This window comes from Psychrobacter sp. ER1, assembly GCF_048631835.1.
In the GTDB taxonomy this organism is placed as follows: Bacteria; Pseudomonadota; Gammaproteobacteria; order Pseudomonadales; family Moraxellaceae; genus Psychrobacter.
The window spans coordinates 1137091-1154956 of record NZ_CP184640.1 but is presented as its reverse complement, the minus strand read 5'-3'; the positions used below and the strand labels follow the sequence as shown (position 1 = coordinate 1154956).

13 protein-coding genes and 2 pseudogenes are annotated in these 17866 nt (G+C 43.0%); 11 read left to right on the top strand and 4 right to left on the bottom strand.

The annotated features are described in order from the left end of the window. Position 1: 1 nt before the first annotated feature. The 5 genes from ACOBWA_RS05300 (at position 2) to ACOBWA_RS05280 (ending at position 6236) form a co-directional block, all read left to right on the top strand. Positions 2-1336: a hypothetical protein gene (locus tag ACOBWA_RS05300; protein ID WP_420230404.1), complete on the top strand. Its 1335-nt coding sequence runs from the start codon at positions 2-4 to the stop codon at positions 1334-1336. Further along, positions 1312-1572, top strand: a complete 261-nt coding sequence (locus tag ACOBWA_RS05295; protein WP_420230403.1) for a hypothetical protein — start codon at positions 1312-1314, stop codon at positions 1570-1572. The genes ACOBWA_RS05300 and ACOBWA_RS05295 overlap by 25 nt, the downstream gene beginning before the upstream one ends. Further along, positions 1548-2891 carry a hypothetical protein gene (locus tag ACOBWA_RS05290; protein WP_420230402.1) on the top strand — a complete coding sequence of 448 codons (1344 nt, stop codon included), beginning with the start codon at positions 1548-1550 and terminating at the stop codon, positions 2889-2891. Before ACOBWA_RS05295 ends, ACOBWA_RS05290 begins: the two co-directional genes overlap by 25 nt. Next, positions 2809-5313, top strand: coding sequence for an outer membrane protein (locus ACOBWA_RS05285; protein WP_420230401.1), 2505 nt, complete (start codon positions 2809-2811; stop codon positions 5311-5313). Before ACOBWA_RS05290 ends, ACOBWA_RS05285 begins: the two co-directional genes overlap by 83 nt. A 146-nt stretch (positions 5314-5459) precedes the next feature. Beyond that, positions 5460-6236, top strand: a complete 777-nt coding sequence (locus ACOBWA_RS05280; protein WP_420230400.1) for a hypothetical protein — start codon at positions 5460-5462, stop codon at positions 6234-6236. Positions 6237-6352: 116 nt separating this feature from the next. On the opposite strand, the gene ACOBWA_RS05275 is transcribed toward ACOBWA_RS05280, so the two are convergent. From ACOBWA_RS05275 to glpK, 4 genes and pseudogenes are all read right to left on the bottom strand, one after another. Further along, positions 6353-7045, bottom strand: coding sequence for a TetR/AcrR family transcriptional regulator (locus tag ACOBWA_RS05275; RefSeq protein ID WP_057759404.1), 693 nt, complete (start codon positions 7043-7045; stop codon positions 6353-6355). A gap of 236 nt (positions 7046-7281) precedes the next feature. After that, positions 7282-8304, bottom strand: coding sequence for an endonuclease/exonuclease/phosphatase family protein (locus tag ACOBWA_RS05270; protein ID WP_420230399.1), 1023 nt, complete (start codon positions 8302-8304; stop codon positions 7282-7284). A gap of 265 nt (positions 8305-8569) precedes the next feature. Further along, entirely contained in the window at positions 8570-9082 is a 513-nt protein-coding gene (locus tag ACOBWA_RS05265; RefSeq protein ID WP_057759401.1) for a hypothetical protein, read from the bottom strand. Between the two features lie 247 nt (positions 9083-9329). Further along, positions 9330-10939 (bottom strand): annotated as a pseudogene (gene glpK, locus ACOBWA_RS05260) (glycerol kinase GlpK). A 507-nt stretch (positions 10940-11446) separates the two neighbouring features. Here glpK and ACOBWA_RS05255 point away from each other — a divergent pair. From ACOBWA_RS05255 to ACOBWA_RS05230, 6 genes and pseudogenes are all read left to right on the top strand, one after another. Beyond that, positions 11447-13104: pseudogene (locus ACOBWA_RS05255) on the top strand (TolC family protein). Positions 13105-13206: 102 nt separating this feature from the next. Further along, entirely contained in the window at positions 13207-14073 is an 867-nt protein-coding gene (locus ACOBWA_RS05250; protein WP_420230398.1) for a YihY/virulence factor BrkB family protein, read from the top strand. A 48-nt stretch (positions 14074-14121) separates the two neighbouring features. Beyond that, complete coding sequence (locus ACOBWA_RS05245) at positions 14122-14334, top strand: hypothetical protein (protein WP_420230397.1); 213 nt, start codon at positions 14122-14124, stop codon at positions 14332-14334. Positions 14335-14420: 86 nt separating this feature from the next. Further along, complete coding sequence (locus ACOBWA_RS05240) at positions 14421-15320, top strand: HlyD family secretion protein (RefSeq protein WP_420230396.1); 900 nt, start codon at positions 14421-14423, stop codon at positions 15318-15320. Between the two features lie 62 nt (positions 15321-15382). Next, entirely contained in the window at positions 15383-16630 is a 1248-nt protein-coding gene (locus tag ACOBWA_RS05235) for an ABC transporter permease (protein WP_420230395.1), read from the top strand. Continuing rightward, entirely contained in the window at positions 16630-17805 is a 1176-nt protein-coding gene (locus ACOBWA_RS05230) for an ABC transporter permease (protein WP_420230394.1), read from the top strand. The genes ACOBWA_RS05235 and ACOBWA_RS05230 overlap by 1 nt, the downstream gene beginning before the upstream one ends. The last annotated feature ends 61 nt before the right edge of the window (positions 17806-17866 follow it).

Genomic DNA, 17866 nt, shown 5'->3' with positions numbered 1-17866 from the left:
TATGACTACATACTCAACGTCTAATCGTACTACGTTGCATACAGCGAAGATCTCTGCGCTGACAGCTGCAATGTTGCTTATGCAATCAAATATGGCGTCTGCTGCGCCTAGCACTCTCGTACAAACTATCAATAACATTGCTAATGCAACTTATGACGTCGATTCTATTGAACAAAATGGCATTTCAAACCAAGTTCAAGTCAAAGCCTCTACCTTACCTGAATATGGTATTAATTTAACTCAGCAACCCTTGCGTACTGTCGCACCCAATACATTGGTGAATTGGGTCAATGTTCTTAGTAATATTGGCTATAGTAGTCAGACTGTTGAGCTGACACTTGCTATATCACCAACTGTTTCTAATTTAAAGGTCTATCAAGATCTTAATAATAACGGAGAAGTCGATTCAGAAGATCGACAAATCATGCTCGATAACCTGAGCGCTCAGATCAAACTTGGTCAGAGTGAGAGTATTCAGCTTATCGTACAGGCTCTATCAGATGCCGAGGGTGAAGATGGCGATACCGCTGATGTAAAGATTGGCGCTATCATACTAGAAGATCCATCAATAGCAGCTGTCGAAGCAATTGACAGACTGGTTATTGTTGAACCTAAAATCAACTTTACCACGCCTCAATTTGACGGTACTAAAACTACCTCACAAATCGGCGACAACGTTTATATTGATGCCAGTTACGCGCACTGTAATGTACAATCTGATAAGCCTGATCAAGTATGGATTACCGTTAAGTCTCCTGCAACAGGTGATACCTATTCTCTTAAAGGAATTGAAACTGGTAATAATACAGGCAAATATCGTCTAACTGCACCGACACAAAACAACGCCAATGCTATTAATGATAAGTTCATTCAGACATTAGCTAACGATACTTTAACTGCTAGTCTAGAAGCGTGTATTGCTCCTTCTGTTGGTACAGATGCTGATCAGCTACCAAGTAATAGCGATTTTACTGTAGTTATCGAGGATCTGAGTTCTCAAGTAAGTATAATTGATAATAGTGCCAGTTTGGTTGTCACTAAAGAAAGCGATGTCAAAACTGCAGAGCTTGGTAATTATGTCAGCTATACCATCGATATTACCAATAACGGCAAATCGACTGCTTACGATGTACAACTAAAAGACGCTTTACCACGTGGTTTTGACTACGTTGAGAACAGTGTACGTGTTAGTCCAACGACTGATATTGATATCAACCAAGCGCAGACCACTGAGTTTAAAGCTGATGGTAAATATCAGGTATTGAACTTAGGAAACATGGCAGTTGGCGAAAGTAAAAAGTTACTTATCGTGTGCTCATCGGTGCGTCATCGCTAGGCGGCGATGGTATTAACCGCGCCACCGCAATTGCTAGAAATGAACAAGGTCAAAGCGTAAGCTCAAGAGAAGCGCAGTGGAAGATTGATGTAGAGCGCGGCGTTATGAATACTGATGGTATTATCGTTGGTAAGGTCTATCATGATATCAACCGCGACGGTATTCAGCAAAAGAAGACGGCGAGCTTGGTGTCGCTGGTGTACGTATCTATATGGAGAACGGCAACTTCATCGTGACTGATCCTGAAGGTAAATATAACTTCTATGGTATCAGTGCCAAAACACACGTACTAAAGGTCGATCGTACTACTATCCCTAGAGAGACTGAACTGGTTACCCAAAGCAATCGTAATGCTGGTGATGCCGGTAGTCGTTTTGTTGATTTGAAGTACGGCGAATTACATCGTGCGGATTTTGCAATCGTTGGTGGCATGGCAGATAGCACTGAACGCTTAAACGCTGAGCTAATTGCTCGTAGCAAATTAGTAGAAGCTAAAAATGACACGTTAGAGCAAGCGGTAAAAACCGAGCTGACTTTAGATCCTGATTATGATACCGATACTACTGACAATGTAGATGCTAGTGGTTGTAACATCAATGGTGACTTAGACCTTGGTAATAACTGTGATTCGGCTATCGTTAATGAAATGGTCAATCCAATAGATAGCCGTGTTGATATGACAGTGACCACTGTTGCTCCGCCAGTAGAAAAAGAGCTCGAAGAATACTTGAAAGAAGTGGCGAGTAACGATGTTGCCTTCATTAACCTGAACGAAGGTCAGCAGCTTAGCACTTATAAACAAATGGTACAGGTTCAGGCACCGCTTGGGTCTGTGTTCACACTATATGCCAACGGCAAAGCTGTATCAGAACAGAAGATCGGTAAAACTGCTGAGCAAGAAAAACAGAATGTAACGGCTTTCGATTACTATGCTGTTGATTTACAGCGCGGCAAGAACACCTTACGTGGTGTTGCGACTGATATAAATGGTCAGGTCATCTCTGAGCAGACGATTAAGGTATTAACTCCTGATAGCTTACAAGCTATCGACTACCGTACTCAAGCACAGTTAGTTCCAGCTGATGGCATTAGTGAATACCAAGTCGTCATCAGCCTAAAAGATCGCGATAATCGTCCTTATATTGGTACTACTTCTCTTACGCTTGATACTAATATCGGTCGTATCAATCTAAAGGATGACAGTCAAGATAAAGCAGGCACTCAAATCACTGTTTCTGGTGGTGAGCTATTAATACCCGTAATTGCACCTAGCGTACCAGGTAAGGGCGAGCTAGTAATTGACACTGGTAGCAGCAAACAAATCATTCCGTTACAGTTCACCGCTCAACTACGTCCACTACTTGCTGTTGGTATTGTAGAAGGCGCTATTTCACTAAAAGACTTTGATGGTAGCAGCATTACTGATGCTCAAGGTGCATTTGAGCAAGAGCTAAATGACTTTGCTGGTAACGATGATTACACAGCTTCTGGTCGTGCTGCGATGTTCCTCAAAGGAAAAGTACGCGGCGACTATTCTGCTTACGCTTGCATATGATAGTGATAAAAAAGGCGAGCGTTTGTTCCGTGATATCGATCCGGGCGAATACTATCCTGTCTATGGCGATTCATCAGCCAAAGGCTTCGATGCGCAGTCTACTAGCAAGCTTTACGTGCGCCTTGATAAAGGTCGCTCGTTCGCTATGTATGGTGATTTAAAAACGCAAATTGATAACGATGAAGGTATCAAGCTTGGTCAATACAACCGTACATTAACTGGTCTAAAAGCTCAATTTGAAGATAGCAACACTCGTGTTACTGCCTTTTTAGCAGAGACCAGTACTAGCCAACGGGTAAATGAGACTCGCGGTTTGGGCATTTCAGGCCCATATCCATTGGCTGAGAACTTCGATGCGGTATTAGAAAACTCTGAAACGGTTGAAGTTATTACTCGTGACGCCAACAACCCTGGGCTTATTATCAATCGTGAGACGCTTACTCGCTTTGCTGATTATGAGATTGACCCTATCAGCCGTAGCTTATTCTTGACGGTACCGATTGCTAGTCAAGACATCGAGGGCAATCCTATCTATATCCGTGTCACTGTAGAAGTTGATGAAGGTGGTGAAGATTATTTGGTCGGTGGTATTGCAGCGAAGCAGCAACTAACGAATAAAGTCGCCATCGGTGGTAGCTATGTGAATAGCGATGACCCATTGAACAAAGAAGAGTTGGCTAGTGTCAATAGTGTTGTTAAATTCAATGACAAGCTAAAGCTGGTCGCTGAATATGCGATGAACAAAGCTGAGAATCCAAATTTTCAGTCAAGCAATCAAATTAACGCGACAGAACTGACTGATAGTAATGTTGAAGGCAACGCACTACGTATTGAGCTTGATTTTGATAATAAGAAAAATACGCGAGCTAAAGCTTATTATAATGATGCTGACGAAGGTTTTGTCACTGGTGCATCACCACTTACTGCTGGACGTACTGAGTCTGGTGTAGAGGTTACTCATACTCTAAATGATAAGCAGACCGCTCTTAAGTTAGAAGGCGTACGCACAGAAGAGCATACTACTGACGCTAGCCGCGAAGGCGTGCAAGCAAGCGTTGAGCATCGTTTAAGCGAGAACATCGTTGGTGAAATTGGGGTTCGTTATTACAAACAAGACGCGACTGCTGCCTCACGTAATACTCAAGCCGCGACAGACGTTGTAGATATTACAGACGACACTCTGTTTAATGATGACATAATCAATCAGTCAGCGTTGAGCAGCGTTAGTAACGCTGAAGAAGATATTGAAGGTACGACTGTTCGCGCTCGTATTACCTCTCGTCTACCTAAGTTGAATAATAGCTTGGTATTTGCAGAGTATGAGCAAGATATCGAAAATAGCTCACGTAATGCGACTTCTATCGGCGGTGAGACAGCACTTGGGGACTTGGGTCGTCTATATGCTCGTCATGATTTGATTAATAGCCTGTCTGGTACTTATGGTCTTGATGATACAGATGAGCGCCAACGTACTGTTTTTGGTTTTGACGCGACTTACATGAAAGATGGTAAGGTTTATAGCGAATACCGCATGCGCGATGCCATTAGTGCACGTGAGGCAGAAGCAGCTATTGGTCTAAAAAACAAGTGGTATGTCCAAGAAGGTTTAACCTTAAACACTTTATTTGAGCGTGTTGAATCTCTGGAAGGTGAAGAAAGTAACACTGCAACAGCGGCAGGTATCGGTGTTGAATATCTTGCCAAAGAGAATTATAAAGCATCAGGACGTTTTGAAAAACGTTGGGGTGAAACAAGTGATACGCTACTTGGTAGTGCTGGTATCGCCTATCGCTATACTGATGAGATTACCTTCTTAGCCAAAGATATCTATTCACGTACTGACTATAGCGATGGTGATCGCACTATCAATCGTTTTCAGCTAGGTGCTGCGTATCGTGACTACGATAGCAATCAGTTAGATATGCTTGCAAAATTTGAATATCGTTTGGATGATAATAATACTGGCGATGACGCTTATCAAAAAGACACCATGATTTGGTCATGGAATGGTAATTACCATCCTACGCGTCCTTTAACGTTGTCTGGACGTTATGCTGGTAAGTATACAGAATACGAAGCCGATAGCTTAACCAGCGATAACACGGCTCACGCTGTTTATGGCCGCGGTCTTTATGACATCAGTGAGCGCTGGGATATTGGATTACAAGCAGGTACTTACTGGAATGATCAGGCAAATGACTTGGCTTATATGCTTGGTGCAGAAGTGGGTTATAGCCCAATGACCAACCTTTGGTTATCACTTGGTTATAACTTCATGGGCTTTGAAGATGAAGATATTGCTTATGACGACAGTACTCAGCAAGGTGCTTACTTTAGATTGCGCTTTAAGTTCGATGAAGACTTATTCAAACGTGAAGACCCACGTAAGAACCAACGTCTAAGCAGCCATTCTGCATTTTAATTGGATGATATTGTCGTAAGTATATCCTTATGACAGTATCATGCTTGTCTTATGACAAATTATTTTGTCATTTAGTAAACAATTAAGTCAGCCCTAGTAATGGTAAATAATACCAACGTTTATTACCTTAACATAAGGTTTACACCATGTTTGATTCAGCCATCAATGCAGCATCTTTCAAGCGCTCAGTATGCGTTACACTATCAGCTTTATTCTCGTTAACCTTTATGCAGCCAGCTTTAGCTAAGAGTGAGACTGTCCAAGTAGCTAACTCAACTAGCATGGCTAAATACTGCCGTGATGATAGTCAGACTCAAGCACGCTCTTATAGATATCAAAGCGAACAACACCGCCTGTTAAATTGTATGGTCACGCAGTTAAAACCCTATCAACAAAAAGACAAGACAGCCGCTCAACAGTATTTCGCTTATAAAGCGCAAGCGTGGTTGAACTATGCCATTCATCAAGACAGTATGAATAGCCGCTCATCCGCTGGTCAAGTTGCGTTAGAAATGGCAGAGCCTATATTGCAAGCGCTAGATAATGATACGGTACAAGAATTGGGCTTGCATCAAGATATTCCGTCTACCTCTGCCTTGATGCGTCCTGATCTATGGGCAACTTTAAGCGCGCTTAAAGACGGTGATGGCATAGCGTCAGCACCACGTGAGATGGCTTTTAGTGAAGTGGCTTTGATTTGGGCAGCAACCAATCAATGTGCGCAAGGCTGGCGCGAATCTGGTATGCATTTTCGCATGGCTGATCGCTGGCTTGAACAGGCCCGCGAAGCTTACGTCAATGCCAATGACTCACAGACCAATGTAGCGCTAGAGAAGTCAATAGTCAGTTATCATAAACAGTACTCGCCTTTAGACGCGAGCGATGATACTTGCCGTGGACAAGATTTGACATCTAACCGTTAGAATAGTCGCTGTTTTATTAGAGATATTAATCTCTATTATTTCTAATCTTATGCTAAAAACTAAACATAAAAAAGCCGACATATTTGTCGGCTTTTTCGTGTTTAAAGTAAGCTCAATTATCGGTTTTTACGTGGCAACTTTTCTGGTAGGTAACAACGTAAATAAGCAATAAATGCTGTATTTGCTTCTTGGATATACTCTTCAGTAATACTCTGATGACGGCGATAAGACAACGTAAAGATAGCATTTACGATGCTATAAGCAATCAACAAGGTATCTTGGATATCATGGAAGTTTGGCATCTCATAACGCTCTGACAAACGCTTATAGACCAGATCAACAATTTGATGATCCATATCTTCACCGAAGCTGTCACCTTCGAAATCAGGTGTATTGGTGTCATAGATAAGCTTTGCTTTTGTCTCATCGTTATGGAATATCGTAATACAACGATCGATAAGCGCCGTTAGATACCCTTGCCATCTATCATAGTTGCCAATATCGACCGTCTCTACCATCTCTAATATTTCAATCGCATTTAAAAAGCGTAATGCTAAAAATATTGCTTCAATATTAGGGAAGAAATGATAAGCAGAAGCTCTTGGTATGCCCGCTTCTTCACACACAGCTGCTAACGTAATATCGTTAATAGCATGCGTTTCGCTCAACTTTTTGGCACCAGCCAATAGTTTTTGACGACGTGCACGACCTTGCTGGCTAGTAAACTTAAACTTATTAGGTACAAGCTTCTTTGCCAATTCCGAATCTACCAACACATCTTCGATCTTTTCGTCTTTATTATCGCTCATTGTAAATCTCTTAATGTTACGCCCTATTTTATAAATATAACTTTCATCGAATAGTAATTATCCTCAAATCAAGGATAGTTGCCTGTTGGCTAAAATATAAAGCCTATATGGTCACTACTATATTCAATGCAGAGGCATCATAAACGCTTGTATAGCATCAAGCAAGGGACATGAATAGGTTAAAAACAATAATACGCTCAGCAATTTAATAGAGCTAACCGTCTAATTTTATAAAGTTAATCTTTGAGTTTTATTTTCGCCCTTATAATACCATGATCGGTCACTCTATCGTCATAGTCCCATTTCAAATGATCATTAAAATAATCGACTCGTTCAACATGACCGAGCGAAAACTTACTATCAGGCAAAAACTCTTCTGAGACAAATAACTGGTCGATAACTTCTGGCATACCTTGATATATATGGGTATAGGCAACATCTTTCATCCAGCCATATCGTGCCTGAATCCGAGCAGCATCAAAAAGTGCAACATCACGCATACTTTTATCGTAATTAACCTCCCCAGTTTCTGTCATCAACTGAGTAGTCACGCTACCTGTGACATCATTCATATCGCCCAATAGAATCAATGGTTCACGGGTATGTTGCAATCGCTCTATGATAGACATACGGATAGAGGCCGCTTCTGCCGCGCGCATACACAAACTACGAAGCTTGGCGCGAACTCGAATATTTGGATCGTCCATGTCTTCTAATAAATCACCGTTTTCGTCACGTAAGAAGAAAGCACGCTTGCTTTTTAGATGCGCTGTAATAATAGTAATGGGCTGTCCATACGCGTCAACACGTAATACTAATGGAGGACGGTTGAAGCGTTGATAAGGACCGATATCAGGTACATCAATAATGGCTTTTGGTGCTATATCTTCTAGTAAACTGGTTTCTAATTGCTCAAATCTGCTGATAATACCGACAGCAGGTGTATTCTGTGCACCCATGCCTTTGGTGTATATACTCGCGCTATCATTACTTGCAAGTGGAATGACCGCATGCTCGGGCTTAAAACCTAGTGAAATAGCCAGTGCCTCTAATGCATTACTATCCCAAACCTCTTGTACTGCGATAATGTCAGCATGCGCTTTAGCCAATAAATCTGTAAGACCTCGCAGCTTATGTTCGTAGGCTTTATCGTTATAAGCTGGCGCATTTTCATAATAAGTTCGATTAGGGTTCGCAAAGTTCAGCAGGTTGGCCGTTGCGATATAAAACTGTTTATTACCTTCAGTGTTATTACTCATATATTCCCCATCGTTCTCATTATTATAGTGCATAATATTCACGTATGTGTATACGTTGCAAATTTTATGCCTAAAAAACTCCCAAAGTTAAACTTTGGAAGTTTCAAAATAGCACAAATATTGATAAGTAGATTTACTAATAGAATTGGACATACAATTAATCTATTTTAAGTAATGGTATAGCAACCTCTAATATTAGCTAATTACTAAATGCATTGGTTGCCAAGCTGTTTGCCTAACCGTTCTATTAATTATTTAACTTGTCTTATGATACGCGGTTCCATGCATCACGTGATGCTTGACGCGCTTCGTTCCATTCCATACGAGACTCACCTTTTACTTCGTGCCATGAACGCTCTAGATCTGCTTCATGATCTTCAAAACGAGCATCTACTGGATAACGAGCACGGTTCGCATAACCGACTGCATATGCTGGATGCAAGTCACGGTCGAAATCGTATTCTTCTCTATGGTAGTCAGCATTTGCATACTCTGCACGCCAATACGCTTCTTCATGAGTTGGATCAATAGCTTCTGCTGCTGCATGACCTGCGCCGCCACCAACGATAGCACCAATAGCACCACCAATTAGCGTACCTAATGGACCTGCCATTGTGCCGATAGCTGCACCTGCAGCTGCACCGCCTACACCGCCGATACCTGTACCTACTGGATGTGAGCCTGGCTCACCGGTAATGATGTCTGCATTTAAATCTTCTTTTGTCTCTTTTGACATATGTTTTACTTCACTGCGATCGATAGCATCATGGTTACTCATAGTATTGTCCTTAAATTATTTATTATTTATTGAATTATTTATTTGCTAATTATTAGCGGTCTTACTAAATCCAATTGAAGTATAAAAATTTATAGGTAAGGACAGATAGTCCGATTATGTAAACTGTGTCCGTATTGCGATTATCTTGCGTTACAGCCTGTATCTTTATCACATTTGTGTACGGCAGCCTCATACTTTGAGTAATTATAAATGTACAGCTATGACAAATTTATTAAGTAAATCAATCTTATAACGGCATTAGAGACCTTTTGATAGCCTGTTGCCACTTAGCAAGATGTCGCTCACGAGTATCAGCCGACATACTTGGTTCAAACACGCGATCTACCTGCCATGAAGCTTTCATGGTCGATTCGTCATATAACCCAGTCTTTAAACCTGCGAGGAGTGCTGCGCCTTTTGCCGTAATCTCTGTATCTCTAGGACGTAATACCGGAACACCCAACAAATCTGCCTGAAATTGCATGAGCAAATCATTATTTGCAGCGCCGCCATCTACCCTCAGCTCAGTCAAAGGATGAGGGCTGTCCTTTGCATAGCGATAAGCACATCATAGGTTTGATAGGCAACGGCCTCCAATGCAGCGCGTGCAATATGTGCCTTAGTAGTACCGCGGCTCATACCAGTGATGCTAGCGCTGATATCAGAACGCCAATAAGGCGCGCCCAGTCCAGTAAAGGCCGGTAATAGAACAACATCTTCGCTACTGTCTACTTGACGGGCTAGGTCCTCGACATCACTACTCTGCTGAATCATACCCAAATTATCACGCAGCCATTGAACGATAGCCCCCGCCATAAAGACACTGCCCTCTAGAGCATAAGTGACTTCCTTTTTGGGCGGTTGTAGCATGCGTTTGCCTGACTGTACGATTTGGTCAAATGACAAATTATCTGGACGAATTGGTGACGTTTTGCGTTGCCATGCGATGGTGGTTAGCAGTTTATGCTCACTCAATTTTGGCTGTTGGCCAATATTCATTAGCATAAAGCAGCCTGTACCATAAGTGTTTTTGGCCATGCCTGCATCAAGACAACCTTGACCAAAGAGCGCTGCTTGCTGATCACCTAATACTGCTTGAATGGGTATTTGCTTTGCAAACAGACCTTTTTTGGTTTTGCCAAAATCGCCGTCGGACGGTAGTACTTTAGGCAATATATGCATAGGTATAGCAAAACGGTCACAGAGTGTCTCTGACCATGCCAGCTTATGGATATCAAATAGCAATGTACGAGAAGCATTGGTCACATCAATGACATGTTCACCGCCTGTGAGCTTATAAATCAGCCAACTATCAATCGTGCCGACCGCTATCTCACCTCTGCTGGCTCGTACACTCAGCTTCGGGTTGTTTTCGAGTAACCAAGCAATCTTACTGGCACTAAAATACGGATCTAAACGCAGACCTGTAATACGCTGAACCTCATGTGCCATATTGACACTATCAATGCTCTGATGCACAGGGTCATTCATGCTATTGGTAGCGCTTTCAGCAGCAAGCGTCTTACAGTAATTTGCGGTACGCCTGTCTTGCCAAATGATGGCAGGAGCCAGTGGCTTGCCAGTTTGCTTATCCCACATCACAATCGACTCACGCTGATTGGTAATCGCGATACTGGTAACGTCAGTGGCAAGCAACCCTGCCCGATTAATAACATCATGTGCACAGCTAATCTGAGTTTGCCAGATCTGCTGTGCATCTTGTTCAACGAATCCAGCTCTTGGTGTTTGCAGCGTCGTTGGCTGTTGTACCATTTTGATAGGACGCGCATGATCATCGTACAATATCGCTCGACTCGATGTGGTCCCTTGATCCAACGCTAAAATATACCCTGCCATGACACACCCTCTACTAATATTATTTATTCTACTTAATAGCCATTTAGTGACTATTCATTGACTGATTGAGCATTTTCTATTTGTTAATTACTGCCTAAATTTTTCATAATGAGATTAAAAACAAAATCTAACTAAAAATAAATTGCTTGAATTGAAAACGTCTTGTTGGCTATGTTGTTACTTATAAACAGATATTTAAAAATTAAATCAATCCTCTATCATACCGCTACTGGTCGCACAATAGAAAACGGCAAAATACTGAGCATTGACCCGTCACCATTGTGGCTCTACAGTGTACCTCTTATGACGAATGACCGCTTGTTAGCACTTTTAATATAGACGTATTTTTATATTAGAATATGAATGATTTATTTAAGCATCATTCTTTCGCTAGCTAGCAAATAGTCTATAATAGTTCAGCAACTTTATATCCTGAGCAATGAAACCTATCGGTGCTGTTCCTTATTTTATAATACCTTACATTCTAATTAATGGCTTATGTGACTTATGAAATTCATTTTATCAGCGCTACCGACTGCTATGATGACAGTTGCAGTCATGAGCGTGCCTGTCATGACTTACGCGAGCACTGCCGCTGACAGTATAGAAGTATCAGATAATGTTACACCAGTGGCTGTGACACAAATCATAGATGCTGATAGTCCAACTGATAATGATAAACCGGCTGTGGCGCCTTTTCATACAGTACCAAACCCTCAAAACGCTGAGTCGCAAGCACTGTCTACGCTTGTTGACCCTATCACACATAAAACAGTCGATAACAGCTACGCATTAGACGTTTCAAGCTTTTTGAGTTTAGAGCAAGCGCAAAAGCTGCTGGTACAAGTATCACCTAAAATTGCTGCCAATCAAGCAGCGATTGCTGCTAGCGAATACCAAACTGACGCGCTCAGAACTATCGACAATCCGCTCGTATTTGCTCGAGTATCTGCCAGTGCCTATCATTTAGATGAGGATATAGATTTATCTTCTCTCAGAAGCGGTATCGTGAACGAAGTAAACAATGGCGTAGATAACATAGTCCCTCCTACGGCAGACCTACCAGACTTTGGTGAGCTGGTCGGTGAGCGTATTCCCGACTCTTACAATCTCAAGCGCTCAGGCTCTACATCGGGTGCAGGTCTTGGAATCGTTTGGCCTATTTATACTGCTGGGCGCACAGATGCATTGACTGGCGCCTCGGATGCACGTACGCAAGAAGCGATGGCTGATAGCGTACTGGATAAAAATGAGCTTTATAATACGTTAATTGAGCGTTATTTTAAGGCACAGCTAGCGATTATCGCTGCTTACTTACGAGAAGACGCTTACGATACATTGCAACAGACCGACCATATGGCCGAGCGTCTGTTTGAAGAAGGTTTTATCTCACGTGTCGATAGACTAGAAGCACAGTCAGCGCTTGCGGATGCCAAGAGTGAATCCGTCAATGCGAATAATGACGCGCGCCTAGCCATGATTGCGCTACAGCGTCTACTACGTACCGACTATCGCATCAAACCGACCACGCCTTTGTTTGTCTCTAGTCGCCCCCTACCAGATGTGAGCTACTTTCAGGACTTGGCACTAAATAACCATCCCGGACTGCAAAAAGTTGCCGCCAAGCGGGCACAGGCTCAGCAGTTACATGCGCTATCAGATACGGGCTACAAACCTACGGTATTACTATACGGTTATGGTCAGGTAGAGAAAGATCCAAGCTGGGTCGCTGGTATCTCTGCCAGTTGGAAACTATGGGGCGGACTCGATAAAGCCGCATCGCTAGCATCCAGTAGTGCCAAAATACGTCAGGCCGATCTCTCTGAGATTGAAGTCAGTGACAATTTATTGCTACTGGTAGAAAAAACTGGCACGATGTCAATAATGCTCAATCACGCTATCAAGCATTACAAAGTAATGTTGATTTGGCAGCAGAAGTATTACGACTACGTCGCTTAGGATTACAAGAAGGTGTAAATACTACCGTTGACGTGGTGCAGGCACAGACGCAATCGCTCAAAGCACGTACTGAACAAGCACAAGCTGCTAATGACTATGTACAGTCACTGGCTGCCCTTATGCAAAGCTGTGGTACGCCACTTGCTTTTAATGCTTATCTCAATGCCGCTGACATTCAATTGCCTACTTTATATACTGAGCAATGATGTAACGTGAGAAACCATAAGTCGTGCTGATAAATGCTTTGTATTACCATGAAGTCGACATCAAAAATACTATTACCAACCCTATTACGAACAGCTGCTTTTATGAAAGAATTGACCTCTAAATCGATAAAAAACTGGCTACAGACGTTACTAGAAACGTGGCGTATTGCCAATAATTCTAATGTTTGGGCGCATTGCGCAAGCGTAGGTTTCTTTGGATTCTTATCAATTTTCCCCGTGATGGCTGTGTTTGTCCTGTTTTATGGTCTTGCGTTTTCTCCCGCCGAGATGCAAGAGCAAATCTCGCTTTTGAGTCAATTTATACCTGATACAGTATATGAAGTGCTCAACTCCCGTCTGAGCGAGTTGGTTTCTACAACTACGTCTGCCCTGACTTTCAGCCTGCTTATATCGTCCTTGCTCGCACTTTACGCTGGCTCTAAAGGTATCAAGTCTTTAATTATTCTTATTAACCTTGCGTTCCATATTACGCAAGAGCGTAGTTTTGTACAAAGCACGATTCGCGCAGTTGGTTTGACCTTTGCAGCAGTAGTCGTATTGATTATCGCGGTCTCCTCTATCGCGATTATTCCTTTGGGGGCGGCCTACTTCCCTTTCCCTCAGATAGCAAAGACGATTGCGCTTTGGAGCAGGTGGCCCATATTGACAGGTATCATATTCTTAAGCTTTTTAGGCCTTTATCGCCTAGCCCCAAATCGTGATGCTGTTGCCCTTAAGAAATTGATGCCGGGCGCTGCACTGGCAACGGTTTTATGGATTATATTGTCCATCTTATTTTCAATTTATGTGCAAAATTTTAATAACTATAGTGCTGAGTTTGGCGCGCTTTCAGCTGCTGTGGTCATTATGCTGTGGCTCTATTATTCAGCATTTATCGTCGCTCTTGGTGCTATTTTTAATTCTGAAACCATAGACAACGCCAAACCTTATGCGTTTCGAGTGTACTAGTAATAAACCCTTTATTTTCAACTTTGTTGCTTTAGGAATCTCATTGTCATGACAGAATTACCACGTGAATCAGACGACTCAAATAAATCAACTGATGCAACCGAGTCAGTGACCTCTCAAGATACACAAAATTCAGTCGATCCTGTAAAAGACGTGTCTGATATTAAACCAGAGCAACCGACACCTACTTATAATCGTGACGCCTCTAAAACTGACAAATCTGCACGTATGAAAAAGGATTACTTGCACTATTCATACTGATTGTCCTTGGTACGATTGCGTACGGCTTATACAAAAGTAATGCGCATAGCGAGCCAGAAGTTATTACGCTACAAGGGCAAATGCAGATGCAGCAAACGTCTATCGCTGCAAAAGTACCAGGGCGTATTGCCCAAATTATGGTAACAGAGGGTGATACGGTAACGGCTGGTCAGCAACTGGTTGAGATGGATTCGCCTGAGATTAATGCCAAGATTAATCAAGCACGTGCTGGTAAGCAAATCGCGCAAAGCCAATTAGACAAAGCAGAAAATGGTGCGCGCCCGCAAGAAATCGCCCAAGCAAAAGCCGCTTGGCAAGCCAATAAAGCCGCGTCTGACTTGGCAGAAAATACCTATCAGCGTGTCAATCGCCTTTACGAAGAAGGACTGATGGCGCGACAAAAGCGCGATGAGGCGTATGCGCAATATCTCGCTACTCAAGACCAAACCGAAGCAGCCCGCTTGCAGTATGATCTGGCGCTAGAAGGCGCACGTACTGAAGATAAGTCAGCGGCCACTGCACAAGTCGCACAGGTCGATGCAAAACTTGATGAGGCGTTAGTAGCAAAAGAGGAAGCGAACCTAAGAAGTCCTATCGCTGGTATCGTTGATAATGTCATTGTCAGTGCTGGAGAAGTCATCGGTCAAGGGGTTCCGCTCCTGACGTTGGTGGATACCAATGACCAATGGGTGGTACTTAACGTCACTGAGTCTTACTTAAATCAATTTGCTATTGGTCAGACATTTACCGGTACTATCCCAGCGCTGTCATCAGCGGATAAGCCTTATACAAAACAGTTTACCGTCTATGCGACATCGACCTTATCAGACTTTGCCACTTGGCGTCCGACCAACAACGATGATGGTTTTGATGTGCGTACTTTTGAGGTAAAGGCACGACCATCTAAGCCCGATGCCCGTATCCGCTCAGGTATGAGTGTGGTCGTACGTATCAATCCTACTCCTGTCAATCAGAACCAAGAGTAAGCCATGCACTTGACTAAGTTAAGTGAGGCTTTTTACGCAGTGCAGCCTACGAGCGCCGTTTTTTGGCAAAAAATCATTGGGACTTTAGCATGGTGGTATGGATACCACTGGCAACGGTGCTGCTAATATGGTGGATATTTTCACAGACTCAAATTACCGATTTGCCTATCGGAGTCATCGATCAAGACAACAGCGCTGTTGCCAATACTGCCGTCCGTTACTTAGAGGCCAGTCCTACTTTGACGGTCAGACAGCTGTATTACTCCCAAGCGGATGCAGAGGCTGCCATTTTACAGCGCGATATTTACGCTGTCGTCATTATCCCAGAGGACTTTTCTCGTAATATCTTATCGAGCCAGCCTGCTCCGTTGACTCTACAAGTCAATGCACAGTACGGTACGCACTCTGGTATTATTCAGGCAGGTGTCCAAGCGGTCGCTAGTACATTATCCGCAGGTGTAGAGATCAAGCGATTGGTCAAACAAGGCGTAGCGCCATCACAAGCGATGACGGCTTATGCGCCTATCAGTGTGCAGCGTATTAGCTTATTCAATGCTGCGACCAATTATCAGCAGTTTTTGGCTTCGACCGTCATACCTGCCTTATTACATATATTGGCAATGGTCATTGGCGCAACCACGATTGGCCGCGAGTTACGTGATAAGAATATCGGTCGCTGGTACCGTTTTATTGATACAGGAAAGCCTAATCTAACGTTATCCAGAGCCTCAGAAACATCATCTTCGCTATCAACCAAACAAAATAGCAGCTATAACAAAGCATCATCGAATGCAAAAATGCCCAATTCGGTCAGCCTATCAGTTTTAGTATTTGGTCTATTGGGTAAATACTTTTGGCCAATACTGGCTTATAGCTTGTGGTCAGCGTTGATATTGTGGCTGGCAACGTCAAATCAGAATATCAACATCATGTCTCTTATGGCAGTCTATGCTGGGTTTTTGTGCCTAATGGTATTGTCGTTTTGGCTGGGTGCTATTTTTACTTTGAATTCTTTTTCATTACGTATGGGTCTATCGACTACTGGATTTATTTCAGCGCCTTCTTACGCCTTTGCCGGTGTTACTTTTCCTTATATTGCGATTAGTGATAGCGCGCAATATTGGTCAAATGCCCTGCCGCTAACGCATTATCTCAAACTCCATATTGCACAGTTACAAATGCAAGCACCGATCGCCATATCGCTACCTATCGTCTATGGCCTCATGCTTGCAGCCATAATAGCGCTAATACTTGCGGCACTATTAACCAAACGCGCATTGGCGCATCCTGAACGTTGGGGAGCACGCTAATGTCTGCACACTCAAAAACTACACCAACCGACACTCCGGCATCACACAGTTTTTGGAACAGCTTTATTCAAACTTTCAAAGACGTCTTTGGCGATAAAGGCGTACTTTTGATGTTGATTATCGCCCCTATCATCTATGGGTTTTTCTACCCTTGGCCCTACTCGTCTGAGGTAGTCAATCATGTGCCAGTAGGTATCATTGATCATGACAACAGCAACTTATCGCGTACTCTCGTTCGCTATGCGAGTGCTAGTCCATACCTAGACACTGAACGATTTATCAATGAGCAGGCTGCCAAAGAAGCCATATGGTCAGATAAAATTGCAGGCTATATGGTGATTCCAACTGGTCTTGAAGAACAAGTTAAGTCCGGAGAGCAAGCACACGTCAGTGTACTGGGTAATGGCGGTTATTTTATTTTAAATAAAAACGTCCAATTGGGGTTCTCTCAAGCAGTGGGTACAGTATCCGCAGGCATCAAGGTAAAGAAAAGCATTGCGAAAGGCGCTTATGCATCTACCGCAGCACAGAATACTCAAGCTGTACCGCTACGGATTATGCCACTGTATAACCAAACCGAGGGCTATGGTGCTTATGTCGTACCTGCTGTCTCTGTTATTATTTTACAGCAGACACTTTTAATGGCGACTGCGATGCTGATTGGCACATGGTATGAGCAGCGCCGTCACAGTACCAGTATACGTGGCTGGCTAGGACGTATTGGGGCTTTGAGCTCACTTAGTTTTATCGTTGGCTGCTTTTATTATGGGTGGGCGTTTGAGCTACATCATTATCCACGTGGACAAAACATGCTTGGTACGCTGCTGTTTTTGGCACTATTTTGTCCGACAGTCGCAACGCTCGGCTGCGTGCTCGGATTATGGTTCCGGCAGCGTGAGCGCAGTATGCAGATCTTAATTTTTATCTCCTTACCGATATTCTTCTTAAGCGGCTACCCTTGGCCAGCAGACCAATTGCCTCAAGTATTACAAGTAATACGTTGGCTGGTACCGACCACGCCTGCAATCAATACCTCTGTACAGCTTAATCAAATGGGTGCCAGTGTCTCTCAAGTCGCTATAGGATTTTATGCGTTGGCTGGCTTATGGTTGCTCTATTTTGTTTTATTGCTATTTTTACGCAAGCGTATTCCACAGCGAAAAGCCTACTTATAAATTTTCAAATTAATGAAATCTATAAGCATAAAAAAGCGCCTGCTAATAATAGTAGGCGCTC

What these genes read in the sequence shown, in the direction of transcription:
- ACOBWA_RS05230 (WP_420230394.1), top strand. Translation starts at nt 16,630, where the DNA reads ATGTCTGCACACTCAAAAACTACACCAACCGACACTCCGGCATCACAC.
- ACOBWA_RS05290 (WP_420230402.1), top strand. Translation starts at nt 1,548, where the DNA reads ATGGAGAACGGCAACTTCATCGTGACTGATCCTGAAGGTAAATATAAC.
- ACOBWA_RS05265 (WP_057759401.1), bottom strand. Translation starts at nt 9,082, where the DNA reads ATGAGTAACCATGATGCTATCGATCGCAGTGAAGTAAAACATATGTCA.
- ACOBWA_RS05240 (WP_420230396.1), top strand. Translation starts at nt 14,421, where the DNA reads ATGCAGCAAACGTCTATCGCTGCAAAAGTACCAGGGCGTATTGCCCAA.
- ACOBWA_RS05300 (WP_420230404.1), top strand. Translation starts at nt 2, where the DNA reads ATGACTACATACTCAACGTCTAATCGTACTACGTTGCATACAGCGAAG.
- ACOBWA_RS05245 (WP_420230397.1), top strand. Translation starts at nt 14,122, where the DNA reads ATGACAGAATTACCACGTGAATCAGACGACTCAAATAAATCAACTGAT.
- ACOBWA_RS05270 (WP_420230399.1), bottom strand. Translation starts at nt 8,304, where the DNA reads ATGAGTAATAACACTGAAGGTAATAAACAGTTTTATATCGCAACGGCC.
- ACOBWA_RS05285 (WP_420230401.1), top strand. Translation starts at nt 2,809, where the DNA reads ATGATTACACAGCTTCTGGTCGTGCTGCGATGTTCCTCAAAGGAAAAG.
- ACOBWA_RS05250 (WP_420230398.1), top strand. Translation starts at nt 13,207, where the DNA reads ATGAAAGAATTGACCTCTAAATCGATAAAAAACTGGCTACAGACGTTA.
- ACOBWA_RS05280 (WP_420230400.1), top strand. Translation starts at nt 5,460, where the DNA reads ATGTTTGATTCAGCCATCAATGCAGCATCTTTCAAGCGCTCAGTATGC.
- ACOBWA_RS05275 (WP_057759404.1), bottom strand. Translation starts at nt 7,045, where the DNA reads ATGAGCGATAATAAAGACGAAAAGATCGAAGATGTGTTGGTAGATTCG.